This window comes from Streptomyces sp. NPDC007983 (genome assembly GCF_042958345.1).
Lineage (GTDB): Bacteria > Actinomycetota > Actinomycetes > Streptomycetales > Streptomycetaceae > Streptomyces.
The window spans coordinates 92,817-108,051 of the sequence record NZ_JBIBJI010000022.1 but is presented as its reverse complement, the minus strand read 5'-3'; the positions used below and the strand labels follow the sequence as shown (position 1 = coordinate 108,051).

Sequence of the window (15,235 nt, the reverse complement as noted above, 5' to 3'; positions counted from 1 at the left end):
GCGCAGCCGCTTCAGCTCCTCGCGCTCCGCGCTCGTCAGTTCGCCCGACGTGCCCCCGCCTTGGTCGACCCGGTCACGCTTCACCCAGCCACGCACACTCTCCGGGCTCACGCCCAGATCCCGCGCGTTTGGGCCGTCGGGGGCACAGGTCTCGGTCAGATGAGCGGCTGAACCACTTCCAGCTGATGATGTGTCCGTGGCGCGCGTAGCGGGCCGACGTGTCGTAGGGAGAGACGATCGCCCGGGACGAGGGCGGCAGCCCGGGCCCGCTGTCCTCGTCGGTGCGCCAGAGCAAGCGGCCCGCAGCGTCGCGGTAGTAGTTCTGCATCACTACCTGGCGCAGAGCCTGGACGCGAGGGCCGAACGCCCGGTCCGTCCCGTGCCGGTAGAGATGTTCCAGGAGCCGGAGCGGACGGCGTCGTTGCCAGTGGCCAGGATCCTGGTCTTGGGCTTGGTGGGGTTCTTGCCCAGACGGACCGGCCGGCCGTAGCGACGCCCCCAGTCCTCATCGACCAGGTCGTCCAGCAGATGACTGGCGGTGCCAGCGACTCCTTCCAGCGCCGCGCGGACCGTCTCGGTGATCAGCTCCAGGCGGGTCAGGGCGCGAACGCGGCCAGGACGTGGGTGGAGTCGGTGCGCTGCGTGGTGCGCTCACGCACCAGCCCGGCCTCCTTGAGACGGGCCAGCGCGAGGGCGAGGAGGCGGTCGGCGCGGTCGCCCTCGGTGAGACGGTCACGGAAGTCGGCCAGCACGCTGTGGTGGAAGCCGGGGTCGTCCAGCTCTATGGCCATGGCGTACTTGAAGTCGATGCGGCAGCGGACCGCCTTGGCGGCCTGCCGGTCCGACAGACCGAGCAGGAACTGCAGCACGCAGACGGTGGCCAGCTGGGCGGGCGAGAGGCCGGGGCGCCCGTCGCGCGGGTACCAGTCGGCAAAGTCCTCGTCGCGCCACAGCCCATCGAGCCGGTCGCGCACCCATACCGCCGTCGTGCCATCCGGGTTGCTCGCCCGCGCGATCTGCGCGGTCAGAGGTGGACTTGCTCACCGGAACAGGGACGGAGGGACAACGGGCATCTCGACGGCTGCATCGGTTATCGAAACCATCCGAGCAGCCCGTTGATCATGCTGTCGCGCCGCGAAACTCCAAGATCCCCGACAGAGTCAAGGTCAGTACCAGCTTTGGTAGGTGGCGCTGCTGCAGGGCATCAGGCGCATGCCCTGGATCTGATTGTCGTCGATGCAGGTGCCGGCGGCCTCCTGGTTCTCGAACCTGATCGTGTGGTCGAGCCAGTGCTTCACAATCCAGCTCTGCCCCTTGCTGTTGTTGCAGTACTGCATGCGTAACGCGATGCCGTCGTGCCCGAGGCAGAAGTCCCAGTTGGTGATGGCCCGCAACTCGACCGTTCCGTCGTTGTACTTGTGCACGTTCCAGTTCTGCTCCGGAGTTCCGCATGCATTGGTCCGGTTGGCGTTGACGTAGCTGGAGTCGAGACAGCCTCCCGTCGCCTGATTTTGAAACGTGTTGACCACGTCCGTCGGCGCGGCGGTGCTAGTACCGGCGCCCGACACCACGAGGGCCATCGCGGCGAGGGCGGTGAAGGTGTGGCCTTTGCGAAGGCGCATGTGTCATCCCATGTTCGAGGCCGCCTCATCGGCGGCGTAGGAGGCTGAACGGGGCCAACGGCGTTCATTCGGCAGGCGTGTCGGTCATCCCTGACCTGCAGACTCAGGTTGTGCATCGGTCATCGACGACCGTAGGCGCACGCTGCGCCCGAAGAGCACCAATACGCGCACCGTGACTCCCCATTTCGTGCACAGTGCACGATCCGGCTGTAGGATTCCCGTGCGAACAGGGGGCTGGGGGCGCATCGGCATGACAGACCGCAAGGGTTCCCGATTAAGAGGAACCGAGTCGTTCGAGGCAGTAGCCTCGGCCTTGTTCGCCCCGTTGCGGGTGACCGATCCCGGCCCGCACGGATTTGAAGCCGTGGTCGACCACACAGCCGTCGGACCCGTGGTCGTCGCTCGCGTCCAGGCCACCGCCGCAACGGTGACGCGAGACAACCACAACATCACCTCCAGCGACGTGGAGTGGATGCATTTCAATCAGCACCACCACGGTCTGGTCACGGCGATCCAGGATGACCGGATCACGACGGTGAAACCCGGTGAACTGTTCGCCTGTGACAACACCCGGCCTTATCGGCTCATCGGTGCCGACCCCAGTGACATGACCGTGCTCTGCGTTCCCCGGGCAAGTCTCGGCAGGCACGCGAACGCCATCAGCCGACGTACGGCGCTCCCCCTATCCACTCTGGGCGGGATCGGCGGACTCCTCGGCCACGCACTGTCCGCAGCCAACGAGGACCTCCCCCGTCAAGGTGTGGCGCGTACGCATCTGGCCGACGCGCTCATCGCTCTCCTCCTCGCCGCTTTCGCCGACATCACCCCCGAGCGGGCCTCCGTCGCTAGCGACCTTGTCGACCGTATCCGCACCTACGCACTGGCCCACCTCGGCGACTCCCGGCTTAGTGCGGAGCAAGCCGCGCGCCAGCACCACATCTCCATCCGGCACCTGCACGCGCTCTTCAAAGGCAGCGACCTGACCTTCGCCGCATGGGTCCGGCACGAACGCCTGCTACGGATCCGCCGGGATCTCCTCGACCCCGCATCCTCGGGCATCTCCACGGCCACGATCGCAGCGCGATGGGGAGTACATGACCCCAAACACCTTGGCAGGGCCCTGAAACGCGAGTTCGGCGAAACCGTCAACGACCTACGCCGCGGGTAAAAGGACTGAGCAGCTGGGGGAGGACCGCGAAGCACTAGGGACGAATTTGCCCAGGCAAGCCCTGAAGGGTGTCTTTATTGCCGTACGGTGGCTGACCAGGGGCTTTGCGATCGCTTGGGTTGGGCATGATTATTGATCGTGGGCCTGCGACTGCTCTATCTGATCTTCTGTCGGCTACTGGGCTGTCTTCTCCTGCTGGGCCGTTCGTCCGCAGCGAGCAACGCCGAGATCCTCGCGCTTCGTCATGAGGTCGCTGTGCTGCGCCGACAGGTTGAGCGGCCGCGGATCTCGTGGGCCGATCGTGCCGTGCTCTCCGCTCTTGCACGGCACCTGCCACCCGCTTTACGCCGCCATCGGGTGGTCACCCCGGGCACGCTGCTGGTCTGACACCGCCGTCTGGTGCGCTGGAAGTGGCGCCAAGCACCGGTCAGAGTCGGCCGGCCGCCGCTGCCGGAAGAGATTGTCGCGCTCATCCAGCGCTTGGCGAGGGAGAACCCGGCCTGGGGGTACGTCAGGATCCAAGGCGAGTTGCGCCGGCTCGGTCATCGGGTTGCCGCTGCCACGATCCGGCGCGTTCTGCGCCGCTCCGGTCTGCCGCCCGCACCGTGACGTGCATCCCAGCAGACCTGGCGCTCCTTCCTCCGCGCACAGGCCCACACGCTGCTCGCTTGCGATTTCATGCACGTGGACACCGTTTTCCTCAAGCATCTCTACGTCTTCTTCGTCATGGAGATTGCCACCCGGCGCGTCCATGTTCTGGGCGTCACCACACGTCCCACTGGGGCGTGGGTCGCCCAACTCGCCCGCAATCTGCTTATGGACCTCGAGGAGAGGGCTGGGGGCTTCCGGTTCCTCATCCGTGACCGGGACAGCAAGTTCACCGCCGCGTTCGACGCCGTCTTCGCGGGCAACGGGACAGCCGTCATTCCGACTCCGCCGCAGAGCCCGCGGTCCAACGCGTTCGCCGAACGTTGGATACGCACAGCCCGCGCCGAATGCACCGACCGGCTCCTCATCACCGGTGAGCGACACCTGCGTACGGTCCTCACCGCATACGCCGAGCACTACAACGCCGGACGAGCACACCGCAGCCTGGGCCTACGTGCCCCAGACGACGACCCGCACATCATCCCCCTACCTGCTGGCACAGTCAGGCGCCGACAGGTACTTGGCGGACTGCTCAACGAGTACCACACCACGCCACTCCGACTGACTCACCATCCACAGGAAGCGCCCAGCTCAGCAGCCTGATCGGAATATTGACACCCTTCACGGATGGGGACCATCCCCGCGGGCGCGGGGAGCAGATGACCCAGACCCTTGCCGCGCAGCAGCCCGCGGGACCATCACCGCGGGCGCGGGGAGCAGGACGCCGAGGACCGGGCCGATTTCCTGGACGAGGGACCATCCCCGCGGGCGCGGAGAGCAGTGGCCCAGCGTGAGGTCGTGGTGCGCGGTGCGGGGACCATCCCCGCGGGCGCGGGGAGCAGGCCTCGTCGAGCGAGGTGACGTTGCCCCTGTCGGGACCATCCCCGCGCGCGCGGGGAGCAGATCTCTCCGGCGTACTTCAGCCCGTCCATGTCGGGACCATCCCCACAGGTGTGGGGAGCAGCGACCCGATTCCTCCAGCCCCGGCTCCCCTTGTGGGAACATCCCCGGGGGTGCGGGGAGCAGGAGGCGTAGGCGTACCGACCTCGGGCCCCATGGGAACATCCCCGCGAGTGCGGGGGGACAGACGAGTTGGGCGGTGTACGCCTCAAGACGCGCGGGAACATCCCCGGGGGCCGCTGCCGAGGACCAGCTTGTGAGCGGCGGGGCCATCCCTGCGAGTGCGGGGAGCAGGACGCCACCACCACGTTCAACATCGACATCGAGGGACCATCCCCGCGGGTGCGGGGAGCAGCGCCCACCTGACCCAGTACCACGGGAGCACCCGGGGCCATCCCCGCGGATCCGGGGAGCAGATCACGATCATCCGGCCGGACTTCTTCGGCTTGGGGACCATCTCCGCGCGGGGAGCAGGCCAGTCCGCACCCCACACGGCCGGCGACCTCGGGGCCATCCCCGCGGGTGCGGGGAGCAGTCGGCGGGGAGCGCGTTGTTCATCAGCCGGTCGGGACCATCCCCGCGGGTCCGGGGAGCAGAGACGAGGACAGAGCGGATTTCCTCGAATCGAGGGACCATCCCCGCGGGTGCGGGGAGCAGTCGGAGAGGCCCTTGCCGGACGCCTCGCGCTGGGGACCATCCCCGCGGGTGCGGGGAGCAGCCTGACCTGCATGTCTACCTGCCAGTAGGCAGCACGCAAAGCACTTTCCCAAAGTCCGGCATTTCAGACATGCCCGCCTCTTCCGCGATCCACACCGTGCATGCTTCGCCCCATCCAAAGCACTTCACAGGACGGCAAGCCAATAGCGCCCCGCCGTGAGGCGAACAACACGAAGTACATTCTCTCCGTCGAGACCTTCGAGAACGAACACGTCCCCACACAGCAGCCTCCGGGCCATCCACTGGATGAATGAGTTCATGGATGCCCCGCGCGGCGTCACGCGGAGGATCAGTCGCCTGCCTGGCCTTCCTCGCCCGAACCGTCAACCCACCGACGAGGCCGAGAAAACTCAGGCCCGACCTTCGCCGACGATGCCTCGATCGCCAAATCACCGGCCCTTGTTGCGCGCACCGCAGCCACCAGCGTCCTGGATCTCCCCGCCCCCACACGCAGTCGCTTCCGCAGCGTCTCAGCAGAAATCGGCCGTTGATACGTTTCCCAATGCCAGGCGTCCTCCGCCAGCGCGCGCTCCAGAAGATCGTCCTCTTCTGACTCGGACTGACGATCCTGGCCCTCCTCGCCGGGAGAAGGTACATGCGGTTGACCAACACTGGTGCCCGTCGGCCCGCAAGCCGCCGCAACGCGCTCCACGGGACCCTCCAGCAGGCCACCCCTCTCGGACTCTGACGCCACCTCACTACTGGCGCCGCTGATGGCTTGCAGCAGCCCCGGACCCACCTCTGCCCAACCGATCAGCAGCAACGGCCCGACCGCATCGAAGGCAGCTTTACCCTTCTGCCCGGCCAGCAGCGGGTCCGTCACATTCAGCGCCAAGGTCATCAGGCTGGAGAAGACCAGCAGCCGACGCGCCGGTCGAAGCTGCTCCCGGCCCGCTCCCTGGAGGGCGAGATACCGGGTCCCCAGCAACAGCCCCAGCACGGAGAGGTCCACCGCCGGAGCCACCAGTGGCGCAACCCACGGCGGCACCCCCAACCGCAACGCAAGGGTCCACACATTTCCGAAACCGAACAAAAAGGTCAGCCCTACGACCGCAGTCATGATTATTGTCACTGCCCGGAGGGTGATCCTCCGCTCGGGGGAAGCCCTCCCACTGCTGGCACTCGTCGCCCTCTCGTCCGCCATCAGCGCGCCCCAGCCTGCACCGAGGGCTCAAAACTTCCCTTGATCACCAACCTTCCGACGGAATTCCGCAGGTCAGGGCCGCCATCCTTCTGTGTGGCGCCCTGCCGGGGGCGCTAACATCCGACCGCCTTCAAAGAGGTCGTCGACGAAGCCGATGACGTGGGGCTCGGCTGCGGAGATGCGCCGCTGCGATCTTGCCCTGGCTGCATAGAGTCGCTTGGCACACTATTTTCTTGCGACATGCGTCTGCCTTAATCGAGTTGTTCACTACATCGACTGGCGTTCCTCCCGGTTGCCGCGCGCGGTGTTCTGCCGCCCGGTAAGCGGTGGGTATGGCAGAAACGGATCAGCACCACAGAAACGAACGCACTCGCGAGCACGGTTCGCGTCCTGAGGGGGCCGCGGACGGCGCGCCCCTCACCACGTGCATGGTCACAGGCGAGGGGCGCAGCGATCCTCTCAGGATGGAGTTCAAGGTCGAGCTGGCTTCCGGCCAGCTTGGCGAGGAGATCGCGAAGGTTCAGACAGCCGTCTTCCGCGACATCCTCCTCCACTTGTCAGCCAAGCGAGCCGAGAAGTAAAAGCCCGCCCACCGACGTTCACGCTTCCCGCCGCCCAGGTACTCCCTCAAGGCCATGCGTCTGATCAGCGCGCCTGGAGGAGGTGTCGGAACGGATCATCGCCACCAGCATGCGTGACCGTGCCGCGCCGACGTGCAGCCGCTTGCGGAGTGATTCCGCGGAGATCGGCCGCTGGTAGGTCTCCCAGTGACGAGCGTCTTCCTGCCGGGCGCGCTCCAGCAACTCATCACCATCACAATGTCGTTCCGCCCCTGCCACAGATGGGGAATAAGCGCTTGTGACGTGGCCATCGTTCTGGGGCACCGCTGCCTGAGCGGAGGCTTGTTCGTACTGCGGCGTCGCGGATGGGTGTGGTGCCGGCCTGGGTTGGCTGGTGGCGAGTGCGTGGAGGAGTCCGGGTCCGACCTCGGCCCATCCGATCAGAAGGACGGGGCCGACCGCGTCGAAGGCGGCCTTGCCCAGGTCTCCCGCGATCAGCGGGTCGGCGGTGTTCAAGGCCAGGGTCATGCCACTGGAGAGCACCAGCAGCCGCCGGGCCGGACGCAACTGCTCCACCGGTGCACCGTGCAGGGCGAGGTACCGGATACCGAGCAGCAGGCCGAGGATGGACAGGTCGACCGCCGGGGCGACCAGCGGGGCCACCCATGCCGGGACGCCCAGTCGCAGCGCCAGGTTCCATACGTTGCCGAAGCCGAAGAGGAAGGTCAGGCTGACGACGGCCGCCATCATGCCGGTCACCGCCCTCACCGTGGCCGCGCCGTCCGATGTTCCGTCAGGCCCTGTGTTGTAGTTGACGGGGTCAAACATTCTCGCCGATTCCCATCCGCTGGTGGGTCTCCTGCGCGCGCTCGGCGGCCGCGCTGGCGCCGTAGTGGCGGGGCATGTCTTCGGAGATCCAGCCCATCAGCAGCATCAGGTCACCGGAGTCACCGCCGGCCCGTTTCCACTCGTGGGCGAAGTTGTGCCGCCACCGGTGCGCGTGCACGCCCTTCACCCCGGCGGACAGGCCGCGCCGCTTGATCATGATCTTGATGCCGTTCGGCGCCAGCCGTCGCCCGCCGCGCTCGGCCAGCCACAGGTCCGGCAGTTCGGCGCCCTTGCGCTTGGCGCGGGCCCGCAGATACCGGCTCACCGCCCGGGCGGTCTTCGGTCCGAACCGCACGCTGTCGCGGCTACCCTTGCCGTGGTAGTGCACCGAGTCGGTGGTCAGGTCGATGTCCTCCAGGGTAAGGTTGCCGACCTCGGACAGGCGGGCGCCGGTGTTGTAGTAGAGGCGGATGATGGCCTCGTCCCGCAGCTGGAGGAACGCCTTGCCCTTGCAGGCGGCCAGCACCTTCTTGGTGTCGTCGTCCCGCATGACCGGGATCAGCTTCTTCACCGTCTTGGGCTGGCGGACACGCCCATCGGCGAGCGGTCGATCTCCTCCTCGTCCAGCATCAGCCACTTGAAGAACTGCTGCAGCCCCTTGTGCTTGTTCAGCGCGGTCGACGCCGACCGCGTCTCGATCATCCAGCCCTGGAAGGCTTCGACATGCGCGCGGGTGACCTCGGTAGGGTCCTCGGCCGCGTCCTCCGCCTCGAGGTCGGGCGTGGCGTTCTCGTTCAGGTAGCGGGCGACCTGGGCGGCGGCGAGGAGGTAGTTGTAGCGGGTGGTCTCCGGGTAGTTGCCCGCCCGCAGCGAGCGGTCCCAGTCACGCAGGAACCCTTCCCAGGTCTTGGAGACCCCTGCGGTGATCTTGTCCAGGTCCAGAAGCGGCATGAAGAAAAGCCTCCGAGCCAAGGTGTCGGTGAGCGGCGTGCTCGACCTCGACGCGGGAAACGGGAGCGCGAAAAGAGGGCCCTCACAGGTGTTGACCTGCGAAGACCCTCTGCACCGTCGGGACGACAGGATTTGAACCTGCGCCCCCTTGACCCCCAGTCAAGTGCGAACGCAGAATTCCCCGGAATTACGGCGCTTTCCGCAGGCGAAATACGTGCGGTAACAACTGAGTTGTGCGGGGTCGCGCACACCGTGTGGTCCCCAAATGGTCCCCACCACAGTGCCTCCAAAAGCCACCTTCGCTTGCACTTCCATCATGCACCGCTTGGCAACATTCGACAAAAGTCCACCCGAGAGAGGAATGTGCGGGCGCACCCCGGGCCGTGGCGACGAGTAGCCGTGCGCCGCCTGAGGTGCAGGGACGGATATTCAAGCCCCGCAAGATTGCGCGGTCGGCCCAGTCCAGGGGTGGCCTCGGGGGCACTGCCGCGCAGCACAGCATTCGCGTGGCGTAGCACGAACCGCTCGACGTCCCTGGGAGTGAAAGAGCGGCTGCCCCGTACTCTCCGACCTGCGCTTCTCATCCGCCGCCGCCCGTCTGGAGGCTGTCCTTCAGCCTGTGGAGCCGTGCTCCGGGTGCGCCGGCGTCCACGGAGCGCCGTCACCTGGCAACGGCCCCCACACGAGCGCGCCCCGGTGGATGCCGGGTGTGGCCTCGGCCATCAACGGGCCGGTGCCTTGGGTGAGGGCTTCGGCCACGGTGTCCAAGAACTCGCTGAGGGATCCGTGCCCGGGGGAGGTGAGCGGTGCCGACGGCGGCTCACCGCCGTCCTGGCTGAAGGTGGCGAGGCGGCCTTCGGCGTCGATTGCCAGGCCGCCCCACGGAGGCAGGGAGTAGTCGGTGACGGCGAAAGGCACCCAGGAACCCCAGTACTGATCGGTGGTCCCTCCGCTACCCCGGACGTGCGCGATCTCCTCAAGCGGCAGCAGATGGTGCTGGGCGAGAAACAGGCCCGGATCATGCTCGTCGGGGTCGCGGTCAAGGGCTGAGACATCGACCGTTCCGTCGCACACCAAAAGCAGCGTCACCAGGTCGGCGGGAAGACCCATCCCCAACTCGTTCTCTGCGGATCGAACGTCTGCCACGGCAGCGCCCGGCCGTAAGGTGGCGTGCGAGGCAGGCGCGTGCACCGCCAGCCAGTGAGCGATGGCAGTCCAGGCGGGCCGAACGTCACTCATGGTGTCCTCCATGTTCACCCGCGTGTACCGGACTGACCTCGATCAGCTCGGCCCTTGCGCGGATCGCGTTGCGGTTGCGGGAGATTGCGGATGCGGAAGGGGATCACCTGCTGGTCCTTCTCTGCTTCCAGGACTTGGCCAAGCCGGGACTGTGGTGTCACCGCCGGGTCTTCGCTGCGTGGGAGCTAGGAGAAAAAGCTACTGCCCGGCACCTGCCCCCAACAGGCATGCCTGGCAATTAGCCTAATATCCATACCGTGATACACGTGGGCCTGTGCGAGCGGACCCTGGAGTCACGCGGGATCTCCGCGAGTTCCTACGTCGCGTCGGCGTCTCCGAGGACGTGCGGCTGGATGACCGAAAGCTGATCGAGTGGCGTGGCTGCGAGCCCGGCGTGTAGTGATCGCCGTCCATCGGCTCGAAGGGGCGGCTGCCTCGCCTCATCTTTCAGGGATCTGGAGTTCGGGCGGGTCTCGCAGCTCGATGTCGTTCAGGTCGATCCCGTGGGACTCCGCGATGTCATTCATCAGTTCAAGCCGGAACAGCATCGGCAGCTCGGTGTCGATGAAGGCGCCTAGCCACTCGCCGGTCTTGCGGTTGTAGGCGAGCATGCGAGTTGCCGCGTTACTCTGCCACACGCCAGCTCGGTCAACGGTGAAGCCTGACCCTTGGGCGGCTGCACGCGTACGGGCTTCGCATTCGGCGACGAACTCCGATGAGGGCTGTCCGGCCCCCGTGTGGAAGAACGCAGCGATCGCGTTCGGCTCGAAGTTGTCCTGCTGGGCGGTGATGCCTGCTTGCTGTATAGCGCTAAGGGCCCGGTCGAAGTCTTCCGCAGGGCCGTAGAGGGTCACGCAGACTGCTCCGCGTACGTCGTCCATCACCAGAGGCTATCCGGGTGATGGCGGGCCGGGCCATGGGGCCGGCCCGCCGCTTATTGCCTTAATCCTTCGCGGGCACAGTCCACTCAGCGATCATCTCGCTGGCGCCGCCCGGCGCGTACATCGCCTTCTCGGGCCGCTGGTCGCTCGGCACCGGGAACACGGTCTTCCCCCGGACGCAGTCCCCGGCGCGGACCTCGGTCTCGATGGGGAACTCCGGCTTCGGGAAGTCGTCCCACGTCGACGAGGACGCCTCGACGCGAGCGCCGTCCTTGTACGCCAGGGTCATGTCGGTGTTCGTGACCAGGAGCTTGCCCTTGTCGGTGCAGACCTTCACCTCCAGGGCGCCCCACACATAGCCTTTCTCGCCGGTCTCTTCCGCGGCCGACCCGACGCTGCTGATCGGCTGTTCGTAGCCGAGGACGGTGGTGGTGCCGGTGAGGCTGCCCGCGTCGTTGCCCCAGTCCATCGGGGTGCCGAACGAGTAGGGCTCGTCGGTCTCGGGCGATGTTTCGGCGGTGGACTCGGATGCTGTCGGCTTGGCCGCGCTGGGGCTGGTCTTGGTCTTGGCGTTGGTGTCGTCGCTGCTTCCGCATGCGGTGAGCATGGCTGCGGCGAGCAGCACGGTGACAGTGGTGGTACGGACGTGCATGAATCCCCCCAAGGATGGTGTAGGGGTGCATCATGCGGCCTGGTGGGGGTGGCGCGCGAGGGGCGTGATGGAACGGTGATCGGGGCAGACGCCCGGGCCCACCCGACCTGTGGGCCCGGGCTCCTGAGACGATGCCCACGCCCTGCTGGCGTGGTCCCGACCGCCTCGACGCTGAGAGATGTTCAACCCGCTCGACGGCCGACGCGGGCGGCCGCGGGAAACGGCACGAGGCAGCTTGTGGGAACGGGGTGGTCTAAAACTGACGATCACCGTTGACACCTGGGTCTCTGATCACTACGGAGATCCACATGCCGAAGTCCACTCCCACCACCCCGCCGCTTGACCGTGAGGCCAAGCGGCGCCTGGCGGTGATACGCCATGTCGAAGAGGTCACCGGGAATGTCGCGATGTCCTGCCGGTACTTCGGGATCAGCCGGCAGGCGTACTACACCTGGTACCGCCGTTACCAGGCCGAGGGTGTCGAGGGCCTGCGCACCCGCTCCAAGGCCCCAAAGACGTCGCCGAACGCCACGCACGTCGAGGTGGCCGGGAAGATCATCTACCTGCGGCAGAACTACCATTTCGGCCCGGAGAAGATCGCGATGTACCTCAAGTCAGCCCCATTATCAACCTGCCCGGGCAGCGGACCTGGCGACCGGCCGAACGCCACCCGATCGCGCTATCCTGCGGCTTGTCCCTGAGCCGGATCGTTTCGACGACGGCCTCGTCATCGGTCCGTCACGTGGCGCTTCGCGTTCGCGGTTCAACGCCACAAAACCTCGGTGGCGTTAACGGTACGCTAGTTTTCGCAGGCAGCTTTCTGGGGGTGTTGTGACCAGCACAGACTTGATGACCATCACGCTTGAGGGAACATCTGACAGCGACCTGGTAGAACTCGACGAACTCACGGTCGAGTTACGATCCCATCTGCTCGAACTTGAAGTTGATCGCGTAGAACAGTTGCGTACCGAGGACACCCCCACAGGATCTAAACCCGGCGACGTGATCGCCCTCGGGGTGCTCGCTGTGGCCCTGTCACCCGTCGTCCTGCGAGGGGTGTTTCGCCTACTGGAAACGTGGATGACAAACCGTCCCATTCGAAGGGTACGGGTTGTGTTCGGCAACGACAGCATCGAGTTGGAACAGGCTTCGGCGGCAGACCAACGACGGCTTGTCGATGCCTTCATCGTGTCCCATGAGCCTGTCGGCCCAGAGGATGAAGCAGGGCCGTCGGGTGCCTGAGGCAGGCCGCTTCCTTATGAAGAGTCCCATGGCTGGCGGCTGTGTCCGGTAGCCGCAACGCACTGCTTATTGCCACAGGCGAGTACGAGAATTCGTCCCTGAAAGAGCTCCGATCACCGGCGCGCGATGTCGCTGGGCTAGCTGAGGTGCTTCAAGATCCGCACGTTGGAGCATTCGACGTCACTCAGGTTATCGATCGACCCCAGTATGAAGTAAATCGACTCCTGGAGACCTTCTTCCTGGACCGACGCCGGGACGACCTGTTACTCCTTCACATTTCATGTCATGGCGTCAAGGATGACAGCGGGCGGCTCTACTTCGCCACCAAAGACACTGACAGGAGGCTTCTGGCGTCCACTGCGATATCGGCGGAATTTGTGCATGACCAGATGCGCCGCTGTCGAGCCAAGTCGATCGTCATACTTCTCGACTGCTGCTACAGCGGTGCGTTTCTGCCGGGCGCTAAGGGAGATGCAACGGTACACGTGAGGGAAGAATTAGCCGGCCATGGTCGGGCCATTCTCACAGCTACGAACCGCACCGAGTACGCTTGGGAAGGCGATCACCTCACTGAACTGGTGCCCGAACCTTCTCGATTCACCGGGGCCATCATCGAGGGTCTTCGGACCGGAGAGGCGGACCGGGACCGGGACGGAATCATCAGTGTCCATGAGCTCTACGACTATGTCTACGAGCGAATACTCGCCGCCGGTGTGAAGCAGAGGCCACAGATCTGGGCTGAGCTCGAATACCGGGTGGACATCGCCAAAACCGCTAGGGACCAGCTGATGCGGGCAGCTGATACCTCGCCCCCTACCACTGCATGGCTTCCCGCGCCCATCGTTCACGGTGACGTCAGCGTCGTCCCGGAGACGATCACCTCGCAACCGTCGGTCGGCGATGAGCAGATACTCGATGCGTCATCGCTCGAAACCGGCTTTGGGGATACCGCCACGGCTGCCGCTACGACCCTCGACGGTGCCGTGCTGCGAGGCACCCCCGGTTCGCCGACCATCGCTGACCTGATCGAAGCCTCGCCCGATGAAATCTGCGATCTGCCGCACCCCGAACAGGCCCAGCTCTCCGGCGACATCAGGTCTACGCTCCCCTCACTGGACCTCCTCGCACGTGGCGGTGGCGGCCAGAGCAAGGCGCCCAGTCCGGCCAACGAGGCGGCGATCGCGGCACTCATGAAGGTCTTCTTCGACTTCAGTATCGACGCCGCCGTCACCGGCTTTACAATCGGGCCGACTGTGACCCGCTACGAGGTCGAGCTCGGTCAAGCCGTCGAGGTGGAGCGGATCACCGCGCTGGCTAAGAACATCGCATACGCCGTCGCCAGCCCTGACGTAGAAATCGTTTTCCCGATCCCCGGCAAGTTGGCGGTCGGTATCGAGGTCCCGAACGCCGACCGGGAAACGGTCAACGTGGGGGACGTCTTGCGACTGGCCGCGGCCGCGGAGGACGACCACCCGATGCTGGTTGCGCTCGGCATGGATGTCGAGGGCGCCTATGTGATGGCCAACATCGCGAAGCTGCAGCACCTTCTCATCGCTGGTGCCACGGGTTCAGGGAAGACGTCATTCTTCGACTGCTTGATTACATCGATCATGATGCGCGCAACGCCCGAGGACGTCCGCATGGTGCTCGTGGATCCAAAGCGTGTCGAGTTGATGGCGTACAGGAGCATCTCGCACCTGATCACGCCGATCATCACCAACCCGAACCAGGCCGTCGAGGCGCTCCAGTGGGTCGTACGAGAGATGGACCTTCGCTACGACGACCTGGCGGCGTACGGCTACCGGCACATCGATGCTTTCAACCAGGCTGTGCGCGAGGGGATCATCACAGCGCCTGAGGGAAGTGAGCTCAGGCTGCAGCCCTACCCGTACCTGTTGGTGATCGTCGACGAGTTCGCCGATCTGATGATGGTCGCGCCGCGCGAGACAGAGGACGCCCTCGTGCGCATCACGCGGCTTGCACACACGGTCGGTATTCATCTGGTAGTCGCCACGCAGCGTCCATCGGCTGATGTCGTTACCGCTCTGTTCAACGCGAACGTGCCCTCGCGGCTGGCGTTCACTACTACCTCCCGCGCCGACTCGCTCATCGTCCTCGACCAGCCTGGCGCCGAGAAGCTGATCGGCAAGGGCGACGGGCTGTTCCTGCCCAGGGGAGCGAACAAGCCGACCCGCATCCAGGGCGCCTTCGTAAGCCAAGAGGAGATCCTCGCCGTAGTTGCCCACTGCAGCGCACAGCTCAAGGGGGCCCCTGCACACCAGCCCCGGCCACAGGTCTTCAAGGGCTACGTCGCGACCGTGACGCTCTACGCAGATAGAGCCGAGATCAGGCGCAAGCTCATGGGGAAGGTCGCGGGTGCCAAAGATTCTGTGATCCCCCTTGACCAAGTCATCAAGATTCGGTCCAGGGAACCCACCCGCCTTGTGAACGGGTACGTACAGCTCGCCACAGAGCAGGATCGGGGACAGCTCCGTATCGCGACCGCTGAGGCGCAAAAGGCTATCGTGAACAACTCTCGTACCGTTCTGTTCACGTGGAACCAACGGGAGACATACGCCGCTTACCTGGCCGCGGCCACCGCCGGAGTCCAAGCGCAGGGTGACAATTCCTTCGGGTAAGAAGCTGCTCCGTGGCTCAGAACACACTTAGTGGCTGTCTCAGT

The 15,235-nt window shown here is 65.6% G+C and carries 16 protein-coding genes, 1 tRNA gene and 1 CRISPR repeat array; of the genes, 7 read left to right on the top strand and 10 right to left on the bottom strand.

Going from position 1 to position 15,235, the window contains the following annotated elements:
* Positions 1–596 precede the first annotated feature (596 nt).
* On the bottom strand, positions 597–974 hold the full coding sequence (locus ACFZCY_RS39270) for a transposase (protein WP_391184780.1): 378 nt from the start codon (positions 972–974) through the stop codon (positions 597–599).
* A 192-nt stretch (positions 975–1,166) separates the two neighbouring features.
* Positions 1,167–1,622, bottom strand: a complete 456-nt coding sequence (locus tag ACFZCY_RS39265; RefSeq protein WP_391184777.1) for a hypothetical protein — start codon at positions 1,620–1,622, stop codon at positions 1,167–1,169.
* 250 nt (positions 1,623–1,872) lie between these two features.
* Between ACFZCY_RS39265 and ACFZCY_RS39260 the strand changes: the two genes are divergently transcribed.
* The 4 genes from ACFZCY_RS39260 (at position 1,873) to ACFZCY_RS39245 (ending at position 4,041) form a co-directional block, all read left to right on the top strand.
* Complete coding sequence (locus tag ACFZCY_RS39260) at positions 1,873–2,790, top strand: helix-turn-helix domain-containing protein (protein WP_391184774.1); 918 nt, start codon at positions 1,873–1,875, stop codon at positions 2,788–2,790.
* 138 nt (positions 2,791–2,928) lie between these two features.
* Positions 2,929–3,177, top strand: coding sequence for an integrase (locus tag ACFZCY_RS39255; protein WP_391184770.1), 249 nt, complete (start codon positions 2,929–2,931; stop codon positions 3,175–3,177).
* Positions 3,178–3,189: 12 nt separating this feature from the next.
* Positions 3,190–3,399, top strand: coding sequence for a helix-turn-helix domain-containing protein (locus tag ACFZCY_RS39250; RefSeq protein ID WP_391184767.1), 210 nt, complete (start codon positions 3,190–3,192; stop codon positions 3,397–3,399).
* Positions 3,400–3,468: 69 nt separating this feature from the next.
* Complete coding sequence (locus ACFZCY_RS39245; RefSeq protein WP_391184763.1) at positions 3,469–4,041, top strand: integrase core domain-containing protein; 573 nt, start codon at positions 3,469–3,471, stop codon at positions 4,039–4,041.
* Positions 4,042–4,607: 566 nt separating this feature from the next.
* A CRISPR array of direct repeats spans positions 4,608–5,056; the repeat unit is 29 nt; unit sequence GGGACCATCCCCGCGGGTGCGGGGAGCAG.
* A 288-nt stretch (positions 5,057–5,344) separates the two neighbouring features.
* On the opposite strand, the gene ACFZCY_RS39240 is transcribed toward ACFZCY_RS39245, so the two are convergent.
* The 8 genes from ACFZCY_RS39240 to ACFZCY_RS39205 all read right to left on the bottom strand — a co-directional run bounded on the left by ACFZCY_RS39240 (position 5,345) and on the right by ACFZCY_RS39205 (position 11,310).
* On the bottom strand, positions 5,345–6,127 hold the full coding sequence (locus tag ACFZCY_RS39240) for a SpdA protein (protein ID WP_391184760.1): 783 nt from the start codon (positions 6,125–6,127) through the stop codon (positions 5,345–5,347).
* A gap of 671 nt (positions 6,128–6,798) precedes the next feature.
* The gene (locus tag ACFZCY_RS39235) at positions 6,799–7,518 is read right to left on the bottom strand and encodes a SpdA protein (RefSeq protein ID WP_391184757.1); all 720 of its coding nucleotides are present in this window, start codon (positions 7,516–7,518) and stop codon (positions 6,799–6,801) included.
* A 61-nt stretch (positions 7,519–7,579) separates the two neighbouring features.
* Entirely contained in the window at positions 7,580–8,158 is a 579-nt protein-coding gene (locus ACFZCY_RS39230) for a tyrosine-type recombinase/integrase (protein ID WP_391184755.1), read from the bottom strand.
* Positions 8,155–8,538 (bottom strand): phage integrase N-terminal SAM-like domain-containing protein, encoded by a 384-nt coding sequence (locus tag ACFZCY_RS39225; RefSeq protein WP_391184753.1) that lies wholly within the window; start codon positions 8,536–8,538, stop codon positions 8,155–8,157. Before ACFZCY_RS39225 ends, ACFZCY_RS39230 begins: the two co-directional genes overlap by 4 nt.
* Positions 8,539–8,655: 117 nt before the next feature.
* Positions 8,656–8,740, bottom strand: a tRNA-Pro gene (locus tag ACFZCY_RS39220).
* 410 nt (positions 8,741–9,150) lie between these two features.
* The gene (locus tag ACFZCY_RS39215; RefSeq protein ID WP_391184750.1) at positions 9,151–9,789 is read right to left on the bottom strand and encodes a hypothetical protein; all 639 of its coding nucleotides are present in this window, start codon (positions 9,787–9,789) and stop codon (positions 9,151–9,153) included.
* Positions 9,790–10,217: 428 nt separating this feature from the next.
* Positions 10,218–10,658: a hypothetical protein gene (locus tag ACFZCY_RS39210; RefSeq protein ID WP_256651166.1), complete on the bottom strand. Its 441-nt coding sequence runs from the start codon at positions 10,656–10,658 to the stop codon at positions 10,218–10,220.
* A gap of 61 nt (positions 10,659–10,719) precedes the next feature.
* A complete protein-coding gene (locus tag ACFZCY_RS39205) occupies positions 10,720–11,310 on the bottom strand; it encodes a hypothetical protein (RefSeq protein ID WP_123098885.1) in 591 nt (196 codons plus the stop codon).
* Positions 11,311–11,618: 308 nt separating this feature from the next.
* Here ACFZCY_RS39205 and ACFZCY_RS39200 point away from each other — a divergent pair, with 308 nt between their 5' ends.
* The 3 genes from ACFZCY_RS39200 (at position 11,619) to ACFZCY_RS39190 (ending at position 15,191) form a co-directional block, all read left to right on the top strand.
* Positions 11,619–12,011: a helix-turn-helix domain-containing protein gene (locus tag ACFZCY_RS39200; RefSeq protein ID WP_391184745.1), complete on the top strand. Its 393-nt coding sequence runs from the start codon at positions 11,619–11,621 to the stop codon at positions 12,009–12,011.
* A gap of 148 nt (positions 12,012–12,159) precedes the next feature.
* Positions 12,160–12,552 carry a hypothetical protein gene (locus ACFZCY_RS39195; protein WP_391184742.1) on the top strand — a complete coding sequence of 131 codons (393 nt, stop codon included), beginning with the start codon at positions 12,160–12,162 and terminating at the stop codon, positions 12,550–12,552.
* Positions 12,553–12,593: 41 nt separating this feature from the next.
* Positions 12,594–15,191: a DNA translocase FtsK gene (locus ACFZCY_RS39190; protein WP_391184739.1), complete on the top strand. Its 2,598-nt coding sequence runs from the start codon at positions 12,594–12,596 to the stop codon at positions 15,189–15,191.
* Positions 15,192–15,235 lie beyond the last annotated feature (44 nt).

Bases quoted from the DNA above. Each gene is read 5' to 3' on its own strand.
- ACFZCY_RS39265 (WP_391184777.1), bottom strand. From the start codon at position 1,622: ATGCGCCTTCGCAAAGGCCACACCTTCACCGCCCTCGCCGCGATGGCC.
- ACFZCY_RS39260 (WP_391184774.1), top strand. From the start codon at position 1,873: ATGACAGACCGCAAGGGTTCCCGATTAAGAGGAACCGAGTCGTTCGAG.
- ACFZCY_RS39245 (WP_391184763.1), top strand. From the start codon at position 3,469: ATGCACGTGGACACCGTTTTCCTCAAGCATCTCTACGTCTTCTTCGTC.
- ACFZCY_RS39225 (WP_391184753.1), bottom strand. From the start codon at position 8,538: ATGCCGCTTCTGGACCTGGACAAGATCACCGCAGGGGTCTCCAAGACC.
- ACFZCY_RS39215 (WP_391184750.1), bottom strand. From the start codon at position 9,789: ATGGAGGACACCATGAGTGACGTTCGGCCCGCCTGGACTGCCATCGCT.
- ACFZCY_RS39210 (WP_256651166.1), bottom strand. From the start codon at position 10,658: ATGGACGACGTACGCGGAGCAGTCTGCGTGACCCTCTACGGCCCTGCG.
- ACFZCY_RS39205 (WP_123098885.1), bottom strand. From the start codon at position 11,310: ATGCACGTCCGTACCACCACTGTCACCGTGCTGCTCGCCGCAGCCATG.
- ACFZCY_RS39200 (WP_391184745.1), top strand. From the start codon at position 11,619: ATGCCGAAGTCCACTCCCACCACCCCGCCGCTTGACCGTGAGGCCAAG.
- ACFZCY_RS39195 (WP_391184742.1), top strand. From the start codon at position 12,160: ATGACCATCACGCTTGAGGGAACATCTGACAGCGACCTGGTAGAACTC.